Genomic DNA, 21,958 nt, shown 5'->3' with positions numbered 1-21,958 from the left:
CTCCCTTCCCCGGCCGCGCGGTTGCGGGCCGCCGCGCGGCACCCGCCCGGGGCGGCGCCCGTCCCGCACCCCCCCCACAGGCCCACCCGGCCGCGGCGATCCCGGCCCCGGCGCCCCGGGGGGCCCCCGCGACCGTCGTTCACTCGTGAGAGGCGGCGGGGCGCCGCCCTGCCGCCCCGTCGCGGGCGGTGCCGATCAGGCGGCGCCCGTCGCCCGCCGCCGCGCCGCGAGCGCGATCCCGCCGCCGGCGAGGACCGTGGCGACACCCCCCGCGGCGAGCGCGGAGTCCATGCCGGTGGAGGTTCCGCCCGCGCCCGTCTCCACGCCGCCGGTCGGAATGACCCGGAGCTTGCGCAGGAACTTGACGTCGATGAACCCGTGCCGGAGCTGGACCGGGACGTTCCCGCGGATCTCGGTGAACCCCTTGGTCTTGCAGTCGGCCCACGGCTTGTCGTGGAACTTCAGGACGCCCACGACCTTCGAATGCACGTTGGGCAGCTCGTGCACGTTGAGTCCGTCCCGCGCCGTGACCAGGTACTCGCAGAGCTGGGTGTCGGTCTGCGCCTCCGCCGCCCCAGCCCCGATCACGACGAACGCCCCGGCCGCCGCCCCCGCGGCGGCCACGGCCATCGCTCTTCGCACGCTCATCCTTCTCCCCTTGCTCGTTCCCCCTGGTGGGCGAGGTCGCCCACCTCGGGGGGACCGATACCCGACGAAGATCAAGAAGAGCCATGGAGACGACAAAACAATGGAGTCGCCAGATTGGCGTCCATTCACTGCAAAAGGCTTTTAGTCGGACATTTTTCGAGACGTCGCGGTCGTGCCGCCGCGCAGGAACCACGAGGCGAGGAGGCCGCCGAGCAGCCCGAAGAGGTGGCCCTGCCACGAGATGGTGGGGTCGCTCGGCAGGACGCCGAGCAGCATCGTCCCGTAGACGGCGACGACGGCGACCGCGATGGCGATGTCGGGCAGCCGCCGCTCGAAGATCCCGCGTCCCACCAGGTAGCCGAAGAACCCGAAGATCAGGATGCTGGACCCGAGGGTGTTGGCGGAGCTGAGGAACCACACCCCGAGCCCGCCGACCACGATGATGATCAGGCTGGCGGCGAGGAACCTGGCGATGCCCCGCGCCGCCGCGGCGAACCCGAGGATCAGGAACGGGACCGTGTTGGCCGTCAGGTGCCCGAAGCCGGCGTGCATGAAGGGCGCGGTGAAGATGTCCGGCAGGTCGTTCACGTCGCGCGGCTGGATCCCGAACCGGTCGAGCCAGCCGTTCGTCGTGTAGTCGAACGCCTCCAGAACCCACATCGCGGCGGTCACCGTGAGGATCAGCACCGCCGACGCCAGGGCCCGGGCGCCGTGTTTCGCCAGGCCCTCGGAACGTTGCCGGTCGGGGGTAAAGCTCATGTCAGCCACCGTAAAGTCTCTGCGTCCCTGACTCCCCCAACGGACGGGACGGGCAGAAGGTGCCGGTGGCGTTCTAGGCGGCCGACGCGTGCTCCGACTCGGAGGCGTCGCCCCGCACCACGATCACCGGCAGCGGCCGCCGCGCCGGGGCGTCGGCCGTCCGGCGCAGGTAGCGCCGCTCCTCGGGGGTCGTCCCGCCCCAGATGCCGTCGGGCTCCCCCACCCGCAGCGCCCACGCGAGGCAGTCGGCCCGCACCGGGCAGTGGGAACAGATCTCCTTGGCCGCGTCCTCCTGTGCCTGGAGCACGGGCGCGGAGTAGCCGATCGGGAAGAACAGGTCAGGATCCGCGCCGCGGCAGATGGCGTGGTCGGTCCAGTGTTCCTCGTTCTCGTTGTTGTGCATTGACTTCTCCCTGCGCGGCGATGAGACCGCCGTCCGAGCCGGGGGGTCTCCACTCAGCGTAGTACTACACACCGTAGTACTACAAGACATGGGCGAACGCTGCAACTTAGCGTCCCGATAGCCTGGAAGGCGTGCAGAGTGATCAAGAAGTGACCTTCCGCGAGGCGACGTTGGACGATCTCCCCGAGATCGTCCGGCTCCTCGCCGACGATCCCCTGGGATCAACCCGCGAAACACCGGGTGAGGAGATACCGGAGGCCTACTTCAGAGCGTTCGCCGCGATCGAGAAGGATCCCAACAACAGCCTGGTCGTCGCCGAGGTGGCGGGGGCGGTCGCCGGCACGCTCCAGCTCACCTTCATCCCCGGCCTCACCTACACCGGCTCCGAGCGCGCCCAGATCGAGGGCGTCCGCGTCGCCGCCGAGCAGCGCGGCGCCGGGCTGGGCCAGCTGATGATCACATGGGCCATCGACCGCGCCCGCGCCCGCGGCTGCCGCGTGGTGCAGCTCACCACCGACCGCCAGCGCCCCGACGCGATCCGCTTCTACCAGAAGATCGGCTTCCGCCCGTCCCACATGGGGATGAAGTACCACCTCGTCTGAGCCGCACCCGGCGGGCGCCGCCGGTTCACGGGACGAGGGCGTCCCGCCACCGGGCCGTGTCGGTGTACTGGTGCAGCCAGGAGATCCTGCCCTCGGTGACGCGCCAGAGATGCGCGAACTCCGCCTCGAACGAACGGCCCGTCGCCCTGGCCGTCCCGCGGTACCGTCCCGTCACCACGACCAGCCCGTCTCCGGTCTCATGCCAGGTCTCGGCGTGGGGAGCCGTGTCGAACTCGGCGAAGATCGCCCCCCACACCCGAGCGAGGGTCTCCTCGGGGCCCCGGAAGTCGCCGCCCGCACCGCACGGCAGCCCCGGCGCCGTGTGCGCCTCGAACTCCGGATGGAGGAGGGTGAGGATCGCCGCCCCGTCGGCCGCCTGGGTCGCGGTGTAGAAACCCCTGACGATCTCGGAAGCCGACATGGCCGCTCCTTTTTTAGAGGCTGTGTTCTAGAATGCTCTCACTACTATCATCCGGGAGGCGCGCGTGGGAAGACCGGCCAAGTTCGACGAGGACCGGATCCTCGACGCGGCGCTCGCGGTGACCGCCGAGGGCGGGCCCTCCGCCGCGACCATCGCCGCCATCGCCGAGCGCCTCGGCGCCCCGTCCGGCTCGCTCTACCACCGCTTCGGGTCGCGCGACCTGCTGCTCGCCACCCTGTGGACCCGCTGCGTCCGCCGCTTCCAGGACGGCTTCGTCGCGGCCCTGGACGCGGACGACGCCGAGGCGGCCGCCCTGCACACGCCCCGCTGGTGCCGCGAGCGCCCCGCCGAGGCCGCCGTGCTGCTCCTGCACCGCCGCCGCGACCTCGCCGCCGCCTGGCCCGCCGAACTCGCCGCACCCCTCGACGCCCTGAACGCCCGGGCCACGGGCGCGCTGAGCGCGTTCGCCCGGCGCCGCGGCGTCGACCGCGAGCGCGTGGTCTTCGCCACGGTCGACGTCCCCTACGGCGCCGTCCGCCGGCACCTGCTCGACCACCGGCCCCCGCCGACGCGGGTCGACGAGCTGATCGTCACCACCTGCCGCGCGGTCCTGGTCCCGTAGGGGACGAGGAGTTTTCGGCCGTTGTTCACTTTGACGTGGAATGCTGGCTATCTGGGTGTGCACCCGATTTGTCGCCCTTCCCTGAGGAGCAGCGCGTGGCCGAGCGGCATCTGGAGATCGAGCAGAAGTACGACGCCCCGGCCGGGTTCGTCCTGCCGGAACTGGACGGGCTCGCGGGCGTGGCGTCGGTCGGGGAGCCCGAGGTCCGGGAGCTGCACGCCACCTACTTCGACACCGCGGACCTGCGCCTGGCGGCCAACCGGATCACGCTGCGCCGGCGGCGGGGCGGGCCGGACGCGGGCTGGCACCTGAAGATGCCGGCCGGGCGGGACGGGGACGGCAAGCACGAGTTCCGGGCGCCCCTCGGCCGCCCCCTGCTCGTCCCGGCGCGCCTGGCCGGGCTCGTCGCGGCGCACACCCGCGGGGCGGAGCTGCGCCCCGTCGCGACCCTGGAGACCCGCCGGACGGTCGTGCGCCTGCTCGGCACGGACGGCGAGGCCCTCGCGGAGGTCGCCGACGACCTGGTGACCGGGCGCGGGCGGGAGGCCGACCCCGAGCGCTGGCGGGAGATCGAGGTCGAGCTCGGCACCGGGACGCCGGAGCTGCTGAAGGCCGCGGGCAAGCGCCTGCGCAAGGCCGGGGCGAAGAGGTCCAAGTCGGCGTCCAAGCTCGCGCGGCTGCTCGGGGACGGCGTCGCGCCGTCGGAGGCGGCGCGGCAGCGGGCCGCGGCCCGGTCGCGGATCACGGAGGCGACCAGCAACGGAAAGGCACCCTCGATCACGACGGGGGAGGTCGTGCTGGCCTATCTCGCCGAGCAGGTCGAGTCGATCCTGCGGTTCGACCCCGGGGCGCGGCTGGGCGAGGACGACGCCGTCCACCGCATGCGCGTGGCCGTGCGCAGGACGAGGAGCGTCCTGCGCAGCTACCGGCCCGTCCTGGACGCGGAGCGGACCGCGCCGCTCGGGCCCGAGCTGCGGTGGGTCGCGCAGGCCCTCGGCGAGGTCCGCGACCTGGAGGTGCTCCGGGCCCGCTTCGCGGACGCGCCGCCCTTCCTGCAGGACGACCTGGAGCGGCACGAGCGGGCCGCGTACCGGCACCTCAACGCCGCCCTGAGGGACGCGCGGTACTTCGCGCTGCTCGACGGGCTCGACAGGCTGGTCGCCGACCCGCCGCTGGCGGCCGTGGCCGGCAAGAAGGCCCGCAAGGAGCTCCCCGCGCTCGTCACGCGGGCCTGGGACCGGATGGCCGGGGACTACGCGTCGATCAAGACGTCCGCCGACCCCGACCTCGCCCGCCACGAGACGCGGAAGGCGGCCAAGCGCGCCCGGTACGCGGCCGAGCTGGCGGTTCCCGTGCTGGGCGCGGCGGCCAAGCGGGTGGTCAAGGACACCAAGCGCATCCAGGAGGTCCTCGGCGCCCACCAGGACGCCGTGATCGCGATGGAGCACCTGGAACGGGCAGCCGCCCGCGCCCGCACGACCGCGGACGCCTTCGCGGTCGGCGTCCTCTACGGCGGGGAGCGGGCGGAGGCGGAGAAGGCCCGCGACCTCCTGGCGACCACCTGGTCACGGACGCTGGGCCCCTCGTTCTGACGGGCCGGCGTCCGCGCCGTCCCCGGTCCCCCTAGTCCACGTTTCCCCTAGTCCACGATGCAGCCGGCGCTCAGGTTGGCGATCACTCCCGTCATCGTCCGGGCGCGGTCCGAGGCGGCGAACGCCGCGTACTCGGCCACGTCCTCGGGCGTCGGCAGGCGCCCGAGCAGTGTCCCCCGCACGGCGCCGGCGAGCCACTCGTCCGTGGTCGCGCCCGCGCGGCCGGCCATCTCCTCGAAGGCCCCGGTCACATGGGAGGAGCCGACCGACGCGGGGATCGCGTGGGGCCGGATGCAGACCACGCGCACCCCGTCGGGGCCGAGCTCGCCCGCCAGGATCCGGGAGAACGCCTCGATCGCGGCCGACGAGACGCCGTTGCCCAGGAAGCCGCGTCCCGTCAGGCGGGCGCCGGGGGTGGACATCGTGAGGACGACGCCCGAGCCCTGCTCCGCGAGGTGCGGAGCGGCGGCCTTCACGGTGGCGAACAGCGTGCGCAGGTACCCGTCGATCGGGGCCATGAACCGGTCGAGGTCGAGCTCCGCGAGCGGCGGCCCCTGCACGTGCGGGACGCCGACCGCGTTGACCAGGATGTCGAGGCGTCCGGCCCGCCCGGTCACCTCGTCCAGGTGCCGGCGCACGGCGTCCTCGTCCGCGGCGTCGACCAGGGCGGCCTCCGCCCGGCCGCCTCCGGCGGTGACGTCCCGCACCACGCGGTCCAGGGGGTCGCGGGTGCGTCCGGCGACGTGCACCCGGGCGCCTTCGCGCGCGAAGGCACGCGCGATCGCTCCGCCGACGGTGCCTCCGCCGCCGTAGACGACGGCGACTTTCTTGTCCAAGGTGGTCACGGTTCAGTCCTCGTCTCGTGCGGGTTCGTCTCGTGTGCGGGTGTCGCCGAGCTCGCGGAGAACGTCCGACCATCCGGCACGGTGCGAGGCCCGGGCCTCCTCGTCCGGAAGCCCGACCTGATGGATCTCCACCACGGTCGCGCCGGACGAGGGCCGGAAGGTGACCGTCACCACCGAGTCCCGGTGCCGGGTCGCGGGTGAGGACCAGGTGAACACCAGCCGCCGGGGCCGGTCGATCACCCGGTAGGTGCCGGAGTGCAGGATGGACGACTCGTCGTCGACCATGACGATGCGGAACGTTCCACCTTCACGCGGGTCCGTTTCGGCCCGGGTCTCCCTGATGCCGGACGGTCTGAGCCACGAGCCGAGGCTCCGCGCGTCCAGCCAGGCGTCGAAGAGGACCTCGGGAGAGGCGGCGATCTCCCGCTGGACGGTCACCGAGTACGCGTTCGTCACGACGCCCCCTCCGCGGTGTCACGGCCGGTGTCACGGCCGGTGTCACGGGCGGCGGCTTCGCGGTCGGCGACGAAGGCTTCGAGCGAGGCGAGCTGCTCGCTCCAGAACGCGCGGTAGTGCTCGATCCACGCGGCCGCCTCGGCGAGCGGCGCCGCGTTCAGGCTCAGGAAGTGCTCGCGCCCCCGCACGTTCCGCCGCACCAGCCCCGCCCCTTCGAGCGTCCGGATGTGCTTGGACGTGGAGTTCAGGGAGATCGGGAATGCTCCCGCGACGTCCGTCACCCGGGCGTCCGACTCGGCGAGCCGGGCCAGGATGGCGCGGCGGGTGGGGTCGGAGACCGCCGAGAAGACCGAATCGAGCAGGTCAGCAGAATATTCACCCATAAGGGTGAATGTACGGGTCGGCCCTGCGCGACCGCAACCCGCGCGTTCGTCAGGCCCCCGCCGTCCGGGGCGTGTGGCGTTCGAGGGCGGCCAGCGCGCCGTCGGCGAGATGGGCGGTCCAGAACTCGGCCTTGTCGAGCTTCGTGTCGTCCGGGACCTTCTCGCCCAGCTTCCGGCAGAGGCCGGCGACGAGCTCGGAGACGATCTCGCCGTGCGTGCTCACCAGCGCGGGAGCGCCCGCCATGGACAGCAGCCGCTCCACGGCCTGGTCCGGATTGGTCTCGCCGACCGTGAACGCCGCCTCCGTCTCGACGGGCACGCGGACGCGCCGCGCGTAGGGCAGGACGGTCTCCACGCACCGGGCCGTGGCCGAGCTGACGGTCCGCATGGGCCCGTAGGAGCGCAGCAGCCCGGCGAGGCCGGATGCCTCGGCGCGGCCGGCCTCGTCCAGCGGGCGCAGCTCGTCGGCCTCCCGCCACGCCTTCTTCTCCCCCGCGCGCGCGTGCCGCAGGATGACCAGCGGCGCGGTGGCGATCGGGCCTCCCAGGAACTCGTGGAGCAGGTCGACGTCGTGCCGGTAGCTGAGCCGGTCCTCGGCCTCCTCCGCCGGCAGCCAGACCAGCTCGTCCACCTCGTCGTTCGGGGCGAACGCGCTCACGGCGACCGGGCGGGCGGCCCAGTACTCGACCCGCTTGGTCTGCTCATCGAGCGGATAGGTGACGGTCGAGAGGCGCCGCCCGAGGCGGGGGACGACGCCGGTCTCCTCCTCGACCTCGCGGACGGCGGCGCGCAGCACGTGCTCGCCCGGGTCGACCTTGCCCTTCGGGAACGACCAGTCGTCGTGGCGGGGCCGGTGGATCAGCGCGAACTCCGGGCCGTCGCGCCACAGCAGCGCGCCCGCGGCCCTGATGGTCTCAGGCATCGATCGTCCTCCACCGGCGGCTCTTCACCAGGTGGGTCTGGATGTCCCGCAGGGTCTCGCCGGGACGGGCCTGGTTGCGCGTCCAGGTGCCCTCCGCGTCGAGCGTCCAGGCGTGGGTGTCCTCGGCCATGGCCCGGTCCATCAGCGCGAGCAGGTCGTCGCGCTGGGCCCGGTCGTTGACGGTGACGAGGGCCTCGACGCGGCGGTCCAGGTTGCGGTGCATCAGGTCGGCGCTGCCGAGCCACACCTCGGGTTCGCCGCCGTTCTCGAACGCGAACACGCGGGAGTGCTCCAGGAACCGGCCGAGGACGCTGCGCACCCGGATCATGTCCGACAGGCCGGGCACGCCGGGACGCAGCGCGCAGATGCCGCGGACCCAGACGTCCACCGGGACCCCGGCCCGGGACGCCCGGTAGAGCGCGTCGATGATGACCTCGTCCACCAGCGCGTTGCACTTGATCCGGACGCGGGCGGGGTGCCCGGCACGCCGGTTGTCGATCTCGTGCTCGATCCGCTGGACGAGCCCGGAGCGCAGGCTGTTCGGCGCGACGAGCAGCCGGTGGTAGGAGCTCTGCCGCGAGTAGCCGGTGAGGTGGTTGAACAGGGCGCTGACGTCCTCGCCGACCTCGGGGTCGGCGGTGAGCAGCCCGAAGTCCTCGTACAGGCGCGCGGTCTTCGGGTGGTAGTTGCCGGTGCCGATGTGGCAGTAGCGGCGCAGGTGGCCCTCGGACTCCTGCCGGACGATCAGCGCGAGCTTGCAGTGCGTCTTCAGCCCGACGAACCCGTAGACGACATGGCAGCCGGCGGTCTCCAGCTTGCGCGCCCAGGCGATGTTGGCGCGCTCGTCGAACCGGGCCTTCAGCTCGACGACGACCACGACCTGCTTGCCGGCCTCGGCGGCGCTCATCAGCGCGTCCACGATCGGCGAGTCGCCGCTCGTCCGGTACAGGGTCTGCTTGATCGCCAGGACGCGCGGGTCGGACGCGGCGTCCTCGATCAGCCGCTGGACGGTGGTGGTGAACGAGTCGTAGGGGTGGTGGACGAGCACGTCGCGCTCACGGATGGCGCTGAAGATGCTCGCGTCCTCCGGCAGCGCCTCCTTCGACGGGACGAAAGGGGGGTACTTCAGCTCCGGCCGGTCGAGGTCGGCGATGGCGGCGAGGCCGCCGAGGTCGAGCGGCCCGACCACGCGGTAGATCTGGCCCTCGTCCACCCCCAGCTCGGAGGTGAGCAGGTCCAGCACCCCCTCGGAGATCGACTCCTCGACCTCCAGCCGGACGACGGGGCCGAACCGGCGGCGCAGCAGCTCGCGTTCGAGCGCCTGCAGCAGGCCCTCGCTGATGTCGTCGTCGATCTCCAGGTCCTGGTTGCGGGTGACCCGGAACGCGTGGTGCTCGACGACCTCCATCCCGACGAACAGCTGCCCGAGGTGGGCCGCGATGACGTCCTCCAGCGGCGTGAACCGGTCGGGGGACGCCTCGATGAAGCGCGGCAGCAGCGGGGGCACCTTCACCCGGGCGAACATCGTGGCGTCGGTCTCCGGGTCGCGGACGATCACCGCGAGGTTCAGCGACAGACCCGAGATGTAGGGGAACGGGTGCGCGGAGTCGACGACGAGCGGGGTGAGCACGGGGTAGATCCGGTCGCGGAAGAGCCGCCGCAGCCGCTCCTGCTCGGTCTCGGCCAGCTCGTCCCAGCGCAGGAGCTCGATGCCCTCCTCGCCGAGCGCGGGCAGGATCTCCTTGCGGAAGCACGACGCGTGCCGCTGCATCAGCTCGTGCGCGACCACGCCGGTGCGCGCCAGCACCTCGCGGGGCTGGCGGCCGCTGGCGGACTGGACGGCCAGGCCCGTCGCCATCCGGCGGGCGAGCCCGGCGACGCGGACCATGAAGAACTCGTCCAGGTTGCTGGAGAAGATCGACAGGAAGCGGACGCGTTCGAGCAGCGGCAGCCCCGGGTCCTCGGCGAGCTCCAGGACGCGCTGGTTGAACCTCAGCCAGCTCTCCTCGCGGTCGAGGAAGCGGTCGTCGGGCAGCGCCTCGGATTGCGGAGGGACATGTCCTGGATTGACGGTCATGCCAGAATTTTCCCCGATCTAGGTTAACGAAAGTCGAACGTGCGGGTTCCACCGAGGTATCCGATAGGTCGATCATTCCCGCGGTTCCCGCAGATCACTCCGTCCCGGCCGTCGCCGCCGAACGTGGCCGGGGGGTTGCAACGACCTGGCCACCAGGAGACCTTCACTGCGCGCCCCCGCGTGGGTAGAACGAAGACCGTGACTCCTCACGAGGCTTCGCCGCCCACGGTGTTCTGGCCGCGCTGCACCGCCGTCGACGGCTGCACCGGCCGGGCCGCGGGCGACCTGGGCGGCTGCCCCGCCCACCTGCGTCCCCGCGAGTTCGAGCGGTTCACGGGCGCGCTGCGCCCCGGAGCCGATCTCGACCTGCGCGGCGTCACCGTCCCGCCGTGGCTGCTGGACGGGGTCCTGGACGCCGTCACCGGGCCCGACGGGCGGCCCCACCTCGGCCGCGCCCGGTTCGACGGGGCCGTGCTCCCGGCGGACGCGGGAATGCGCGGCCTGTGCGTGGAGGGCGACAGCTCGTTCGACGGCGCCCGCTTCCTCGGCGGCGCGTCGTTCTACGACGCGCGGTTCTTCGGCAACGTCTCGTTCCGGGGGGCGCGCTTCGGGCGCAACGCGTCCTTCCACGAGGCCCGGTTCCACCGGCACGCCTCCTTCGAGGAGGCGGTGTTCACCGGCGACGCCCTCTTCGGCGAGACGCGGTGGCACGCCGACGCCGCCTTCCGCGGCGCGGTGCTCATGGGCGCGGCCTGCTTCGACCGCGCCCGGTTCGGGCGGGACGCGGCGATGCAGGGGGCCTGCTTCCGCGGCGACGTGTCGTTCCGGCGCGTCCAGGTGGCGCGCCATGCCCGCTTCGAGCGGGCACGGTTCCGGCACGGCGCCTGGCTCGGGCCGCTGGCGGCCGGCGGCCGGATCGCGCTGTCGGACGCGACCGTGCACGGCGGGCTGCGGGTGCACGCGGCGGCGCGGCAGGTCATCGCCCGCGGCGCGATCGTCCACGGGGAGGCCGACTTCCGGCTCCGGCACGCCGAACTCGACCTGGAGGACGCGGTGTTCGAGGGCCCGGCCGCCGTCCGGGCGCTGGCGCACCCGATCCAGGGGCTCCCCGAGCCGCCCGCCGGGGCCGGCCCGTCCGGCGTCCGGCTCCTCTCGCTGCGCCGCGCCGACGCGACCCGGCTGCTGCTCGCCGACATCGACCTCAGCGGCTGCGGCTTCCTCGGGCTGCGGCGGCCGGACGCGCTGCGGATCTCGGGCGACTGCGCGTTCGCGACCGCGCCCGGCCGGCGCCGGCCGCGGCCGTGGCGCCGCCGCGACCGGGCCGTCCTCGCCGAGGACCTCGCCGGCGGCGCCGGCCGCGACGACCGGCTGCGCACGCTGTACCAGGAGCTGGCACGCGCCACCGCCGACTCCGACCGCGACCGCCTCGCCCGCGACTTCCGCTACAGCGCGCTGGAGATGCGGCGGCACGGCGAGCGCGACCCGTGGCGCCGCGCCGGCCTGCACCTTCTCTGGATCACCTGCGGATACGGCCTGCGCGCGGGACGCGCCGTGGCCTGGCTCGCGGTCATCGTCGCGCTGCTGTGCTGCGGCGCGTCACTCGTCCGCCACGACGACCGGACGCGGCACGACGACCGCACGGGCGGCGTCCGCGCCGCGCACATGGGCGCCCGCCACACATAAGCGCCTCCGAGGTCCGCTAAAGGCGGGGGTTGTTTTGTCAGACCCACGCGTAATGATTGTTGTTATGAGCAGAGACACCCATCCGGGGGTGCAGTGCCCGCACTGCCAATCCCATCTCGCGCTCGTCCCCGTGACTGGAAACCCCGTGTCCGGAAACTCCGCCGCCGCACCCGTCCCCGTCCTGCCGATCGTGGCGAAGGAGGAATGGCAGCCTCCCCCCGTCGCCGAGGTGCTCGCCGTTTACGCCGGGCGCGCCAAGGACACCGTGACCGCGGCCCGCGGCGCCGCCAAGGTCCGCGAAAGCCTGAACCGCGCCAAGGCGGCCGCCGCGGGCCGCAAAGCCGCACAGAAAACCGCGCGCCGCACTCCCAGAAGCGCGTGATCACAACCCGGCCACTAACGCCGGGAAGGGACGGCACCGCGCCGGCACCGTCCCTTCCCCAATGACGTCAGCGCGGCTGGGAATCGGTCCATTCCGCGCCGATCAAGGCGGTCGAGTCCATCGTCCGCCCCGCCGGGACGCTCGCCCCGGCGGCCGGCGCCACCATGACGTTCATGCTGGCCAGCGCGGCGCCCGAGGCCAGATCAATGATCATTTCTTGCCTGATCACGCCCTGCCGCGTCTTCTCGTCCAGCGCGATGGCGTTCCCCGTCCGCCCCTGCGGATCGGTGACCTTCCCGAGCGACCGCACCGCCGGGAGCCCCGCCAGCATCCGGAACGCGGCCGCCCGCACCGCCGGCTTCACCGGCATCTCCATCACCAGGCCGCGCGCCACCGTGTAGAGCCACAGGTCCGACGCCATCGGCCGGTTCGACTCGGTGTCGTGGCCCTTGTACCAGCGCAGCAGCTCGGCCTTGAGCCGCTTCGGGTCGGACGGAAGCGCCCGCAGGTCCTTCATGGTCACGTTCCGGCCCAGCCAGAACACCTTGTCGCCGTCGACCAGCGCGGAGCCGTTGAAGCTGCGCGGACCGGGCGCGGTCTTCGCCGTGAACCCCTTCAGGCGGCCGTTGACGCCCGGCGCCACCGGAACCTGGACCTTGAAGGTCCCGGGCGACCCCGCGCGCCGCCAGGCCTCCTCGTCCGCCTTGGTCGCGGGCTTGGCCCCCAGCTCCTGCGCCGCGGCCCACGCCTTGCCGCCCGGCCTGCTCGGCGTCCAGCTCTCCGCCTTGCTCCTGACCGTGACGGCGTAACCGCCGCCGCCCTCGCCGACCGTGTACGTGGCGGACGACACCGTCACCTGGTGCCAGAAGGCCCGCATCGTCTCGGTCTGCCCGTCCGCCTTCTCGGCCGCCGCGAGCAGGACGGTCCTCGCGTCGAGCACCCGCTCGCCGCCTCCGCCCGTCCCGGCCGGCTCCGTCCCGCCCCCGCCGGGAGCGACGATCACCGCCGCCGCGGCGACGGCCCCCGCCGCGACCGCCCCGGCCAGCCCCAGTCCCCACACCGGCCGCACTCGCCGCCGCGCGGGCGCGGCGCCCCCGGCCTCCGGAAGCGTCGCCGCCATGGCCCGCGCCAGCTCGGCCCGGCGCACGCCCTCGTCCACCGGCGCACCCGGGTCCATCTCCTCAGGCCTGGCATCCCGCAACACCCGCATCACATCCTTCATGCCGTCTCTCCCTTGATGACTCCGACCTGCGACCGTGCCCCCTGCGCCGCCGCGCCTCCCGGCCCCGGTCCGGGGTCGGTCCGGGCGGGCGGCCTGGGCGGGTCCGGGCGGGCGGACGCGATCCGGGCGTCCGGCTGCTCGTCCTCGGCCGCGCGGACCAGGCGGCGGCGCGCGCGGTGCAGGCGCACCCGCAGCGCCGGCGGCGAGCTGCCGACGACCCGGGCGGCCTCGCGCGGCGTCAGGCCCTGCCAGGCGATGAGGATCAGGATCTCCCTGTCCCCCTCCGGCAGCGACGCCATCGCGCGCAGCACCGCGAGCCGCTCGGCCACGTCCTCGGCGACGTCGCCGGTCCGGCGCGGCGCCCACCGCCCGAGCTCGGCCGCGAACGACTCGCGGCGCACCCGCGCGCGGTGCCCGTCGCGCAGCACGTTCCGGGCGACGCCGAGCAGCCACGGCAGCGCCGGGTCCGGGACGTCGGCCAGCCGCCGCCACGCCACGGCGAAGGTCTCGCTCACCACCTCGTCCGCGACCTGGCCGCCGGCGCGGGCGGCGGCGTAGGCCCACACGCGCTGGCGGCACTCGTCGTAGATCGCGGTGAAGCGCTGTTCATCGGGGGCCTCGTCTGCCACCGCGTGCTCCTCCGTCCGTCCGTTCAGGTCATGTCACGGGGTAGTGGCGCGGGACGCGGCATCGTTACCGAAAGGACAGCAGATTCCGCCGGAGGAGCACCGTTCGGCCGTTCCGCGTGCCCCCGCGGCGCCCGATGCCTCTAACATTTGCTCGATGACAAGGGCCTCCCACCTGACATCCACCCGGCCTCGCCGGACAGAAGGAGCTGAGACATGGCCGCGATGCCCAGTCGCGGTGCGGAGCGGCTCCTCGGTGTCGCCGGTTCCCCGCACCTCCTTCTCGTCGAGGACGATCCCGGCGACGCGTTCCTGTTCGAGGAGCTGCTGACCGAGGCGCAGCCCGGCCTGCGGATCACCGTCGCGGCGACGCTCGCCGAGGCCCTCGACGCGCTGCGGCCCGACATCCAGTGCGTCATCGTCGACCTCTCCCTCCCGGACGCGCGGGGCCTCGACGCCCTCCACCAGGTGCGCGAGCACGCGCCGGGCACCGCCGTGCTCGTGCTGACCGGGCTCGCCGACGCGCACGTCGGCGTCGCCGCCGTCGCCGCCGGCGCCCAGGACTACCTCGTCAAGCAGGACGCGGACGGCGCGCTGCTCACCCGGGCGATCAGCTACGCGATCGAGCGCAAGCGCGCCGACGAGTCCGAGCGGCAGCTCGTCGAGGCGCGGGCGCTCAGCAGGGAGAACGCCCGGCTGGAGCGCGGCCTGCTGCCGGTGCCGATCCTGCACGACCGGGCGCTGCGGCACCACACCCGCTACCGGCCGGGACGCGACCGCGCGCTGCTCGGCGGCGACTTCCACGACACCGTGGAGACCGCCGACGGCGCCGTCCACGCCGTGATCGGCGACGTGAGCGGGCACGGCGCCGACGAGGCGTCCCTCGGCGTCCGGCTCCGCATGGCGTGGCGGACGCTCGTGCTCGCCGGGAACACCGGCTCCCGCCTCCTCGACACCCTCGACGCCGTCCTGCAGCACGAGCGGTGGAGCGACGAGATCTTCACGACCGTCTGCATGGTGACGATCGCGCCCGACCGGCGCAGCGCCCGGCTGCACCGGGCCGGGCATCCGTGCCCGCTGTTCTTCTCGCCGGACGGCGTGGAGGCCGTCCCGGACGAGCCGCGGGGCCCGGCGCTCGGGCTGCTCCCGGGCGCCCGGTGGCCCGCCGCCGACCTGGAGCTCGGCGACGAGTGGGGACTGCTGCTCTACACCGACGGGCTGATCGAGGGGTCCGCCGGCGAGGAAGGCGGGCACCTCGACATGGACGGCCTGCTGCGGCTCGCCAGGGCCGCGCACGAGGAGGGGAGGCGCGGCGACGTGCTCGTCGACGGACTCATCGCGGAGGCCGAACGGCTGAACGGGGACGTCCTCGCCGACGACCTCGCCCTGCTGATGCTGAGCCGGGGGGACGACCGGTGACCGGCGAGACGTCCGCCGGGACGGGCGAGGCCGCCGAGCCCGCCGGGACGGCGCGGGCCGCCGGACCGGGCGCCGTGCTGTCCGGGGCGCAGATCCCCGAGGGGCGGGGGATGGGCCGGGTCCGGCTCGTCCAGATCTACCGGATCGGCTCCGCCGTCCTCGGCGCCCTCCTGCTGGCCGCGTTCGTGCAGACCGGCATGGCGATGTACGGGAACGAGCAGGCCCGCGACGTCCTGATCGAGCGCGTCGACCCGGCGACGCTGGAGCAGTTCCGGCTCTCCACGGCCGTCACCGCGCAGGACATCGCCATCCGCGCGTACGCCGAGGAGGGCGGGCGCGAGCACGTCGAGCAGTACCGGGCCGCCGTGCGCCAGGAGGCGGCGTCCGCCGCCCGCATGCGCCGCCTCCTCGCCGGGGTGCCCGGGCACGGGGACGTCGACCGGCTCCTCGCCAAGGCGACCGCCGACTCGCGCGCCTGGCGGACCGGGTTCGCCGACCGGGTCGCGGCCGGGCCCGGCGGCCAGGGCATCGACCGCGGCGAGAGCCGGCTGGCGAGCCGCCTGCTCGTGCAGGCGCGCGGCGACATGACGCCGCTCCAGTCCGGCATCACCACGCTGCACGACCGGGCCGCCGCGAAACTGAACTCGCGCGCGAGGACCGCCCAGTGGTCCACGTTCGCCGCGCTCGCCATGGTCGTCGTCGCCGCGCTGCTGCTCGCCGTGCTGTTCCGCCGGACCGTTCTGACGCCGGTGTCGACCCTGACCGGCCGCGTCCGCGCCGTCTCGGAGGGCGACTTCGGGCACCGCCTCGACGTCCCCGGCCCGGCGGAGATCAACGAGCTGGCCGCGATCATCGACGCGATGCGCGCCCGGATCATCGAGGAGTGGCGCACCAGCGAGGACAAGTCCCGCCGGCTCGACGAGCAGACCGAGGAGCTGCGCCGCTCCAACGCCGAGCTGGAGCAGTTCGCCTACGTCGCGAGCCACGACCTGCAGGAGCCGCTGCGCAAGGTCGCGAGCTTCTGCCAGATGCTCGAACGCCGGTACGGCGACCAGCTCGACGACCGCGGGAAGCAGTACATCGCGTTCGCCGTCGACGGCGCCAAGCGCATGCAGGCACTGATCAACGACCTGCTGAGCTTCTCGCGCGTCGGGCGGATGTCGCGGCCCGAGGACTCCGTCGACCTCGACGACGTCGTCCGGCAGGCGCTGGACAACCTCTCCACCCTGCGCGATGAGACCGGCGCCGAGGTGGAGGTCGCGGAGCTGCCCGACGTGCCCGGCGACCGCACCCAGCTGGTCCAGCTCTTCCAGAACCTGGTCGGCAACGCGATCAAGTTCCGCCGGGAGGGCGTGCCGCCGCGCGTCACCATCAGCGTCCGCCGCGCCGGGGACGAGTGGGAGTTCGCATGCGCCGACAACGGCATCGGCATCGACCCCCGCTACGCCGACCGGATCTTCCTCATCTTCCAGCGGCTGCACTCGCGCGAGGAGTACACCGGCACGGGCATCGGCCTGGCGCTGTGCAAGAAGATCGTCGAGTACCACGGCGGGCGCATCTGGCTCGCCGTCGACGAGGACGCCGAGCCCGACGCGGAGCCCGCCCCCGGCACCACGTTCCGGTGGACGCTGCCCGCCCAGCCGTCGACCGCCGCCGGGGACGACGCCGAAGATCCGGACGACTGAGCGTCCCGGGCGACCTGGGCCGGGCCCGGCGAAGGCCGCCCGGCGTCAGCCGTCCCCGGCGCCCTTGCCGGCGCCCGGGTCCCGGCCCGTCCAGTCAACGCACACGATCACCGCGTCGTCGGACGGCTGGGCGCCCTCGTGGAAGCCGACGTAGTGCCGGACCATGGTCCGGACGGCCTCGGGCGGGTCCTGCAACCGGGTGGCGCGCATCGCCTGGAGCAGCCCCGCGTCCCCGTACACGACCCCGGCGGGCGACCGGGCGGCGTGCACGCCGTCGCTGACGATGACCAGCCGGTCGCCCGGCTCGACGGCGAACTCCTGGGGCACGTAGCGGGTGTCGCCGAACATCCCGAGCGGCATCTGCGGCTCGAACCCGAGCCGGTCCGTGGCGCCGCCCCGCAGCCGGGTGATCCTCGGCGAGCCCGCGTCGATGGCCCGGACCCGCCCGTCGGAGAGGTCGAACTCCAGGAGGAGCGCGTCCACGAGCCGCTCGCCCCGGTGCCGTCCGAACAGCGCCTCGTCGGCGAGCTCGGCCTGCTCCACGATGTCGCCGCCGGACCGGCGCGCGTTGCGCAGCGCGCTGATCGCCAGATGGGTGAGCTCCGCCGACTCGGTGCCCGACCCCATCCCGTTGCTGACGGTCAGGGTGAACCGCTCGCCGGACGTGGCCCAGTCGAACGCGTCGCCCCACACCGCGTAGGCGGGTTCGAGCTGGCCCGCGAAGCTGAGCTCGGACGCCTGGTAGGCGGACGCGGGCAGCATGTCCCACTGCATCTCGGCGGCCAGCGTCAGCCGCGTCCGCCGGCGCAGGCGCCGGTACATGTCGGTGGCCTGGTCGGCGATCTTGAGGGCGCGGGCGAGCACGCCGGCGAAGTCGTCCAGCCAGAGCGGACCGCCGTCCGGAAGCCGCACCGACAGGATCCCGATCCGCTCCCCCTTCACGGTCAGCGGCAGGTGGGCGAGCCCCTCCCCGTCGTCCCGGACGGTCCGCTGCGACGCGAACGCCCGGCCCGGCGGCGTGTTGTCCACGGAGACGTCGTCACCGGCGGAGACCGTCCGGACGAGGAACATCTGCCGGTAGTCGACCATCAGGACCTCGGTGTCCGCGCACCCGTGCCGGCCGAGGACGTCGGCCGCGACGGCGATCACCTCGTTCGGCGGGGCCGCCCAGATCGCCTTCCTGGCCGCCTCGAACGGCCCGTTCTCCGCGCGTGCACCGTGCATCTCGATCCTCGCCCCTCGCCGCACGGCTCCGGCGGCCGGCGGACCCGCAGGTCCCGGGATGCCGTGGGCGACGTCGTGTGTAACAGTGGAGGGCATGGTGGCCACGTCGGGTGAGGACGCCGCGGATCTCGCGGCTGCGCTCGACGATGCGGCCTCCACCCTGCTGAACGTATGGTCGCGCGCCCACAATGCCCCGGATGTCCCTATTCCGTCCACGCAACTGCGCGCGCTGTTCGTCCTGGAGCGGGGGCCCGTCAACATCAGCAGGCTGGCGGGCGAGCTCGGCGCCCTGGTGTCGTCGGCGAGCCGGCTGTGCGACCGGCTGGAGGCCGCCGGCCTGCTCACGCGCGACCCCGGCCGCGACCGGCGCCAGGTCACCGTCCGGCTGAGCGGGGACGGGCAGGAGCTGCTCGACCGGCTCCGGCTGCGGCGGCGCGAGAGCCTCACCCGCGTGCTGGCCGAGATGCCGGCGGCCGCGCAGGCCGCCCTGCTGTGGGGTCTCACCGAGTTCCACGAGGCGGCCACCCGCCCGGACGACGACGGCGGTTCCCTCTCCATGCTCGCGTGAACCGTCCATGGATTCCGTTTTCCCCGAAAAGTCGTGACCCTCCGCAAAGTGCCTTCCAAATAGAGCATTATCTACATTTACAACGGCCGCCCCGGGAGCCTTTTTCGCCATTCTCGATACGGCCGCCTTCACCACTACTAACATCCCCGCTCATGGCGACCATACGTGCCCCTCGGCATTCCCTGCGCGCCGTCACCGCGGGCGGGATCACCGCTGCCCTGCTCCTTTCCGCCGGCGGCTGCGGCGGCTCCTCCTCCGGGCACAGCACGGCGTCGGCCGGGACCGGGAGCGGTAGCACCGCCCCCGCCAACGCCCCCGCCAACGCCCCCGAGGCCACGACCTACAAGACCCTCTCCGGCGCCCCGGCGGACACCACGCCCGACGGCGCCACCGACGGCCTCGTCGTGCACCCCACCAGCCCGGCGCCGGTGTTCGACCGCCCGGCCGGCCACCGCTTCGCCACCCTCCCCACCACCGAACTCGGCGGCCCCACCTGGGTGCCCGTGGTGGAGACCTCGGGCGACTGGCGGAGGGTGCTCCTGCCGAGCCGTCCCAACGGGGCGACCGGGTGGATTCCCGGCACCGCGCTGAAGACCGCGCACACGCCGTACACCGTCCACGTCGACCTCGCCCGCAGGCGGCTCGTCCTGGAGAAGTCCGCGCGGCCCGTGGGCCGCTGGCCGGTCGCGGTCGGCGACACCAAGACACCGACGCCGACCGGCCGGACGTTCGTCATGGCGACGCTCGCCCCGGCCGAGAAGACGCCGAGCCCCATCGTCCTGCCGCTCGGTACCCACTCGGCGACCCTCGACACTTTTGGCGGCGGTCCCGGCACCGTCGCACTCCACGGCTGGCCCGACGCCTCGGTGTTCGGCAAGGCCGTCACGCACGGCTGCGTGCGCGTACCCGCCGACGCGCTGAAGGCGCTGTCCCGGGTGCCGCTCGGTTCCCTGGTGTTCATCTCGGCCTGACCGGCCGGCACCACCCCCAGCTCTCACAGAGAATCGGAGTAAGTTCATGCGTCACATCCCTGCCGCCAAACGGATCGCCACCGCCGGGCTCCTCGCCACCGGCCTCGCCGCGGCAGCCGCCCCGGCCCCGGCCTTCGCCGCCGCCCCCGGGAGCGAGGGCTCCGCGTACGGGCTGACCGTGACCGGCCCGCTCGCCGTCCCGCCGGTGCCCGCCGTCTCCTCCAGCACCGGCACCGTCCGCAAGAGCGTGCTCCGCGAGGACCGCACCAAGCTGGTCAAGGCGTCCGCGCTGGACGTCGACGCCTCCGCCGCCCGGGCCCGCTCGGCCGTGACGCACCTGTCCGTCCCGTCCGCGAAGCTGCTGGCCGACGCCGTCACCGCCAAGTGCACCGCCGGGCGGGGCGGCGCGCGTCTCGCCGGCGCCACGCTCGCCGGGAAGCACCTCGACTCCACCCCGCCGCCCAACACCACCGTCCCCGTCGACGTGGACGGCCTCGGCCGGACGGCCCTGGTCCTCAACAAGCAGCAGCGCATGGCCGACGGACGCCTCGCCGTCACCGGCATGGAGCTGGCCCTGCCCGGCAACAAGGGCGCCATCCGGGTCGCGTCCGCCACCTGCGGCAAGGCCGCCGGGCCCGCACACGGCCCTGCCGAGGCCCCCGCTCCGCGACCGGTCAAGCACGACCTGCCGGTCACCGGCTGACCGGTCACCGAAGACGCGGCCCGGCGAGCGCCAGCCCGCCGGGCCGTTCCATGCCGTCAGGTCGCCAGCGACTTCTCGAAATGCACGACCGACCCGTTCCGGTGAGCGCGCGCGGCGATCTGGACCCCCTCCGTGAACGCCCGCATCAACCGGAGCCCCCGCCCGTGCTCGGCCAGCGGCGGCGCCTCCACGCGCTCCCACGCCGCGGCCCCGTCCGCCCCGTCCCCCGAGCCCCCGTCGATGACGTCCACGACGCACCGTGCCCCGTCCATCCGCGCCCGGACCTCGTACTCTTTTCCGGCCGCGGCATGCTGAATGACGTTCGCGCACGCCTCGCCCAGCGCGAGCGCGATATCGGCACGGACCTCGGAACCCACTCCGAGCCCGCGGAGAGAGGCGTCGAGCGTGTGCCGCACCAGCGGAGCGCTCTCCGCGTTCCTCGGCAGGGTCATTTCAAGAACGACCTCCATGCCAATCGCCTCCGTTCCCTCTAGCACACAGATTTCCCAGAGCCAACGGAGAGAAACTCTTTGACGCCTATTGCGATGGACTCCCTCTTCGAGCCGAACAGCCTCGGGGAGGTGCGGCCCTTGCGACTTTTACTCGTTCGCGTCGCCGGCCAGGCGGCGGGCGGCGGCGACCTGGTCCTCGTCGAGGCCCTGGTAGTCGCTGCGGCGGTTCTCTTCGGCCTGATCTTCAATCCACTTGCCGTGCGCTTCCCAGGCGGCCTGCTTGCTGACGCCCATCGCGCCGCCGATCTGGGCCCAGGAGGCGCCCGCGCGGCGGGCCGAGCGGACGGCGAGCTGCCGGCCGTAGACCGCCTTCCGCGCGATCACCTCCCCGAGCGCGAGGAGTTCCAGGACCTCCTCGCGCCGGAGCGGCGGTTCGGCCACGGCGTCCCGGAGCCACAGCTCGTCGTACCGGGCCGCCGCGCTCGTCAGCGTGATGTCTCGCTCGATCCCATCCGGAGTGACCATGATGCGAGTGTGCGCGTCAAGCGGTCCTGACGTCAAGCCTTCTTGACCTCCAGGGCGTGCGCCTGCTTCACCCAGTCGGCGAACAGGGCGGCGTCGATGTCGTCCAGGGCACGCAGCTTCACGCCGGCCATCTGCCGGGACATGGCCTCCAGGCGGCCCGAGCCGTCCTCGATCAGCTGGCCGTTCCAGAAGCCGAACGTCACGTACTTCGGGTACGCCTTGAGGAAGCACACGGGCTGCTCGCCGACGCTCCAGGTCGGCTGGCCGTGCCACAGCGCGGGCTCCACCTCGGGCATCGCCTCGCCGACCACCGCGAGCGCCTTCTCCAGGACGTCCCGCAGGCCCTCCGGCACGTCCGCCGCGTACTCCTGAACATTCGCGTGCTTACCCATGTCGATCCCCTTTCGTCGCCAACGCGTCGCTCGGCGGGCGGGAGGATCGACATCCGGAAGAGATTTCTTGCATGTGGCGTGGGTCACTTGACCCTGGGAAGGCGCCGGGCAGACTGGGGCCGTGGTCAAGTCGCTGCGTCCCCAGAACTACAACGAGGTCCTGTACGTGGGGCACTTCTTCCGCAAGGGCGTGCCCGTGCTCATGGACCTGACGGACCTTCCGGACGGCGACGCCAAACGCCTCGTCGACTTCGCCACCGGCCTGGTCTTCGGCCGCGGCGGCGCCCTCGACCGCGTCGACCGGAAACTCTTCCTCCTCCAGCCCTGAGTCCGGCCGGGCCGCCGCGGCGGCCGCTGAAGCCGCCGGGCGCGGCAT

26 protein-coding genes are annotated in these 21,958 nt (G+C 73.4%); 11 read left to right on the top strand and 15 right to left on the bottom strand.

The genetic code is table 11. The features are described 5' to 3' along the window. Nucleotides 1-195: 195 nt before the first annotated feature. From ABWI04_RS23700 to ABWI04_RS23690, 3 genes are all read right to left on the bottom strand, one after another. Nucleotides 196-648 (bottom strand): GVDTG sorting domain-containing protein, encoded by a 453-nt coding sequence (locus tag ABWI04_RS23700; RefSeq protein ID WP_345171144.1) that lies wholly within the window; start codon nucleotides 646-648, stop codon nucleotides 196-198. Nucleotides 649-789: 141 nt separating this feature from the next. Then, nucleotides 790-1,407, bottom strand: a complete 618-nt coding sequence (locus tag ABWI04_RS23695) for a rhomboid family intramembrane serine protease (protein ID WP_345171146.1) — start codon at nucleotides 1,405-1,407, stop codon at nucleotides 790-792. A 73-nt stretch (nucleotides 1,408-1,480) separates the two neighbouring features. Then, the gene (locus ABWI04_RS23690; RefSeq protein WP_345171147.1) at nucleotides 1,481-1,810 is read right to left on the bottom strand and encodes a WhiB family transcriptional regulator; all 330 of its coding nucleotides are present in this window, start codon (nucleotides 1,808-1,810) and stop codon (nucleotides 1,481-1,483) included. Nucleotides 1,811-1,959: 149 nt separating this feature from the next. Between ABWI04_RS23690 and ABWI04_RS23685 the strand changes: the two genes are divergently transcribed. Further along, a complete protein-coding gene (locus tag ABWI04_RS23685) occupies nucleotides 1,960-2,412 on the top strand; it encodes a GNAT family N-acetyltransferase (RefSeq protein WP_353833813.1) in 453 nt (150 codons plus the stop codon). A gap of 25 nt (nucleotides 2,413-2,437) precedes the next feature. Here the strand turns inward: ABWI04_RS23685 and ABWI04_RS23680 are convergent, their stop codons facing one another. After that, entirely contained in the window at nucleotides 2,438-2,833 is a 396-nt protein-coding gene (locus ABWI04_RS23680; protein ID WP_353833810.1) for a nuclear transport factor 2 family protein, read from the bottom strand. A gap of 64 nt (nucleotides 2,834-2,897) precedes the next feature. On the opposite strand from ABWI04_RS23680, the gene ABWI04_RS23675 reads away from it, so the two are divergent. Continuing rightward, nucleotides 2,898-3,455, top strand: coding sequence for a helix-turn-helix domain-containing protein (locus tag ABWI04_RS23675; RefSeq protein ID WP_353833809.1), 558 nt, complete (start codon nucleotides 2,898-2,900; stop codon nucleotides 3,453-3,455). A 95-nt stretch (nucleotides 3,456-3,550) separates the two neighbouring features. Continuing rightward, nucleotides 3,551-5,047 carry a CYTH and CHAD domain-containing protein gene (locus ABWI04_RS23670; RefSeq protein ID WP_345171153.1) on the top strand — a complete coding sequence of 499 codons (1,497 nt, stop codon included), beginning with the start codon at nucleotides 3,551-3,553 and terminating at the stop codon, nucleotides 5,045-5,047. A gap of 47 nt (nucleotides 5,048-5,094) precedes the next feature. Here the strand turns inward: ABWI04_RS23670 and ABWI04_RS23665 are convergent, their stop codons facing one another. The 5 genes from ABWI04_RS23665 to ABWI04_RS23645 are packed head-to-tail and all read right to left on the bottom strand — an operon-like array spanning nucleotide 5,095 to nucleotide 9,730. Beyond that, the gene (locus ABWI04_RS23665) at nucleotides 5,095-5,892 is read right to left on the bottom strand and encodes an SDR family NAD(P)-dependent oxidoreductase (protein ID WP_353833807.1); all 798 of its coding nucleotides are present in this window, start codon (nucleotides 5,890-5,892) and stop codon (nucleotides 5,095-5,097) included. A 3-nt stretch (nucleotides 5,893-5,895) separates the two neighbouring features. After that, nucleotides 5,896-6,348, bottom strand: coding sequence for an SRPBCC family protein (locus ABWI04_RS23660; protein WP_353833806.1), 453 nt, complete (start codon nucleotides 6,346-6,348; stop codon nucleotides 5,896-5,898). Beyond that, nucleotides 6,345-6,731, bottom strand: a complete 387-nt coding sequence (locus ABWI04_RS23655) for an ArsR/SmtB family transcription factor (protein ID WP_353833805.1) — start codon at nucleotides 6,729-6,731, stop codon at nucleotides 6,345-6,347. The genes ABWI04_RS23660 and ABWI04_RS23655 overlap by 4 nt, the downstream gene beginning before the upstream one ends. A 49-nt stretch (nucleotides 6,732-6,780) precedes the next feature. Continuing rightward, nucleotides 6,781-7,653, bottom strand: coding sequence for an NUDIX hydrolase (locus ABWI04_RS23650; protein ID WP_353833804.1), 873 nt, complete (start codon nucleotides 7,651-7,653; stop codon nucleotides 6,781-6,783). Further along, nucleotides 7,646-9,730 (bottom strand): RNA degradosome polyphosphate kinase, encoded by a 2,085-nt coding sequence (locus tag ABWI04_RS23645; protein WP_345171163.1) that lies wholly within the window; start codon nucleotides 9,728-9,730, stop codon nucleotides 7,646-7,648. The genes ABWI04_RS23650 and ABWI04_RS23645 overlap by 8 nt, the downstream gene beginning before the upstream one ends. Nucleotides 9,731-9,928: 198 nt before the next feature. On the opposite strand from ABWI04_RS23645, the gene ABWI04_RS23640 reads away from it, so the two are divergent. Next, nucleotides 9,929-11,413, top strand: a complete 1,485-nt coding sequence (locus ABWI04_RS23640; RefSeq protein ID WP_353833802.1) for a pentapeptide repeat-containing protein — start codon at nucleotides 9,929-9,931, stop codon at nucleotides 11,411-11,413. Nucleotides 11,414-11,558: 145 nt separating this feature from the next. Further along, nucleotides 11,559-11,795 (top strand): hypothetical protein, encoded by a 237-nt coding sequence (locus ABWI04_RS23635; protein ID WP_258944924.1) that lies wholly within the window; start codon nucleotides 11,559-11,561, stop codon nucleotides 11,793-11,795. Between the two features lie 67 nt (nucleotides 11,796-11,862). Here ABWI04_RS23635 and ABWI04_RS23630 read toward each other — a convergent pair whose 3' ends face one another. Both ABWI04_RS23630 and ABWI04_RS23625 read right to left on the bottom strand, forming a co-directional pair. Continuing rightward, the gene (locus tag ABWI04_RS23630) at nucleotides 11,863-13,017 is read right to left on the bottom strand and encodes a CU044_5270 family protein (RefSeq protein WP_353833801.1); all 1,155 of its coding nucleotides are present in this window, start codon (nucleotides 13,015-13,017) and stop codon (nucleotides 11,863-11,865) included. Next, nucleotides 13,014-13,646, bottom strand: a complete 633-nt coding sequence (locus tag ABWI04_RS23625) for an RNA polymerase sigma factor (protein WP_353833800.1) — start codon at nucleotides 13,644-13,646, stop codon at nucleotides 13,014-13,016. The genes ABWI04_RS23630 and ABWI04_RS23625 overlap by 4 nt, the downstream gene beginning before the upstream one ends. 213 nt (nucleotides 13,647-13,859) lie before the next feature. Here ABWI04_RS23625 and ABWI04_RS23620 point away from each other — a divergent pair, with 213 nt between their 5' ends. Further along, nucleotides 13,860-15,062 carry a PP2C family protein-serine/threonine phosphatase gene (locus ABWI04_RS23620; RefSeq protein ID WP_345171171.1) on the top strand — a complete coding sequence of 401 codons (1,203 nt, stop codon included), beginning with the start codon at nucleotides 13,860-13,862 and terminating at the stop codon, nucleotides 15,060-15,062. Beyond that, a complete protein-coding gene (locus ABWI04_RS23615; RefSeq protein ID WP_353833799.1) occupies nucleotides 15,059-16,747 on the top strand; it encodes a sensor histidine kinase in 1,689 nt (562 codons plus the stop codon). The genes ABWI04_RS23620 and ABWI04_RS23615 overlap by 4 nt, the downstream gene beginning before the upstream one ends. Before the next feature lie 45 nt (nucleotides 16,748-16,792). Here the strand turns inward: ABWI04_RS23615 and ABWI04_RS23610 are convergent, their stop codons facing one another. Beyond that, the gene (locus ABWI04_RS23610; RefSeq protein WP_353833798.1) at nucleotides 16,793-17,971 is read right to left on the bottom strand and encodes a PP2C family protein-serine/threonine phosphatase; all 1,179 of its coding nucleotides are present in this window, start codon (nucleotides 17,969-17,971) and stop codon (nucleotides 16,793-16,795) included. A gap of 94 nt (nucleotides 17,972-18,065) precedes the next feature. Between ABWI04_RS23610 and ABWI04_RS23605 the strand changes: the two genes are divergently transcribed. The 3 genes from ABWI04_RS23605 to ABWI04_RS23595 all read left to right on the top strand — a co-directional run bounded on the left by ABWI04_RS23605 (nucleotide 18,066) and on the right by ABWI04_RS23595 (nucleotide 20,213). After that, the gene (locus ABWI04_RS23605) at nucleotides 18,066-18,539 is read left to right on the top strand and encodes a MarR family winged helix-turn-helix transcriptional regulator (RefSeq protein WP_345171177.1); all 474 of its coding nucleotides are present in this window, start codon (nucleotides 18,066-18,068) and stop codon (nucleotides 18,537-18,539) included. Between the two features lie 152 nt (nucleotides 18,540-18,691). Continuing rightward, nucleotides 18,692-19,510 carry a L,D-transpeptidase gene (locus ABWI04_RS23600; RefSeq protein WP_353833797.1) on the top strand — a complete coding sequence of 273 codons (819 nt, stop codon included), beginning with the start codon at nucleotides 18,692-18,694 and terminating at the stop codon, nucleotides 19,508-19,510. Between the two features lie 46 nt (nucleotides 19,511-19,556). Further along, nucleotides 19,557-20,213 (top strand): choice-of-anchor P family protein, encoded by a 657-nt coding sequence (locus ABWI04_RS23595; RefSeq protein ID WP_345171182.1) that lies wholly within the window; start codon nucleotides 19,557-19,559, stop codon nucleotides 20,211-20,213. 56 nt (nucleotides 20,214-20,269) lie between these two features. On the opposite strand, the gene ABWI04_RS23590 is transcribed toward ABWI04_RS23595, so the two are convergent. The 3 genes from ABWI04_RS23590 to ABWI04_RS23580 all read right to left on the bottom strand — a co-directional run bounded on the left by ABWI04_RS23590 (nucleotide 20,270) and on the right by ABWI04_RS23580 (nucleotide 21,582). Continuing rightward, the gene (locus tag ABWI04_RS23590) at nucleotides 20,270-20,665 is read right to left on the bottom strand and encodes an ATP-binding protein (RefSeq protein WP_345171184.1); all 396 of its coding nucleotides are present in this window, start codon (nucleotides 20,663-20,665) and stop codon (nucleotides 20,270-20,272) included. Between the two features lie 147 nt (nucleotides 20,666-20,812). After that, nucleotides 20,813-21,190 (bottom strand): hypothetical protein, encoded by a 378-nt coding sequence (locus tag ABWI04_RS23585; protein ID WP_345171186.1) that lies wholly within the window; start codon nucleotides 21,188-21,190, stop codon nucleotides 20,813-20,815. A gap of 32 nt (nucleotides 21,191-21,222) precedes the next feature. Then, nucleotides 21,223-21,582 carry a DUF1801 domain-containing protein gene (locus ABWI04_RS23580; RefSeq protein WP_353833796.1) on the bottom strand — a complete coding sequence of 120 codons (360 nt, stop codon included), beginning with the start codon at nucleotides 21,580-21,582 and terminating at the stop codon, nucleotides 21,223-21,225. Between the two features lie 121 nt (nucleotides 21,583-21,703). Between ABWI04_RS23580 and sepF the strand changes: the two genes are divergently transcribed. Beyond that, nucleotides 21,704-21,910 (top strand): cell division protein SepF, encoded by a 207-nt coding sequence (sepF, locus tag ABWI04_RS23575; protein WP_179831795.1) that lies wholly within the window; start codon nucleotides 21,704-21,706, stop codon nucleotides 21,908-21,910. Nucleotides 21,911-21,958 lie beyond the last annotated feature (48 nt).

Source organism: Actinomadura sp. NPDC000929, from assembly GCF_040492065.1.
Taxonomy (GTDB): Bacteria; Actinomycetota; Actinomycetes; order Streptosporangiales; family Streptosporangiaceae; genus Spirillospora; species Spirillospora verrucosospora.
The sequence above is the reverse complement of the archived record's forward strand: the minus strand, read 5'-3'. Positions and strand labels throughout refer to the sequence as shown.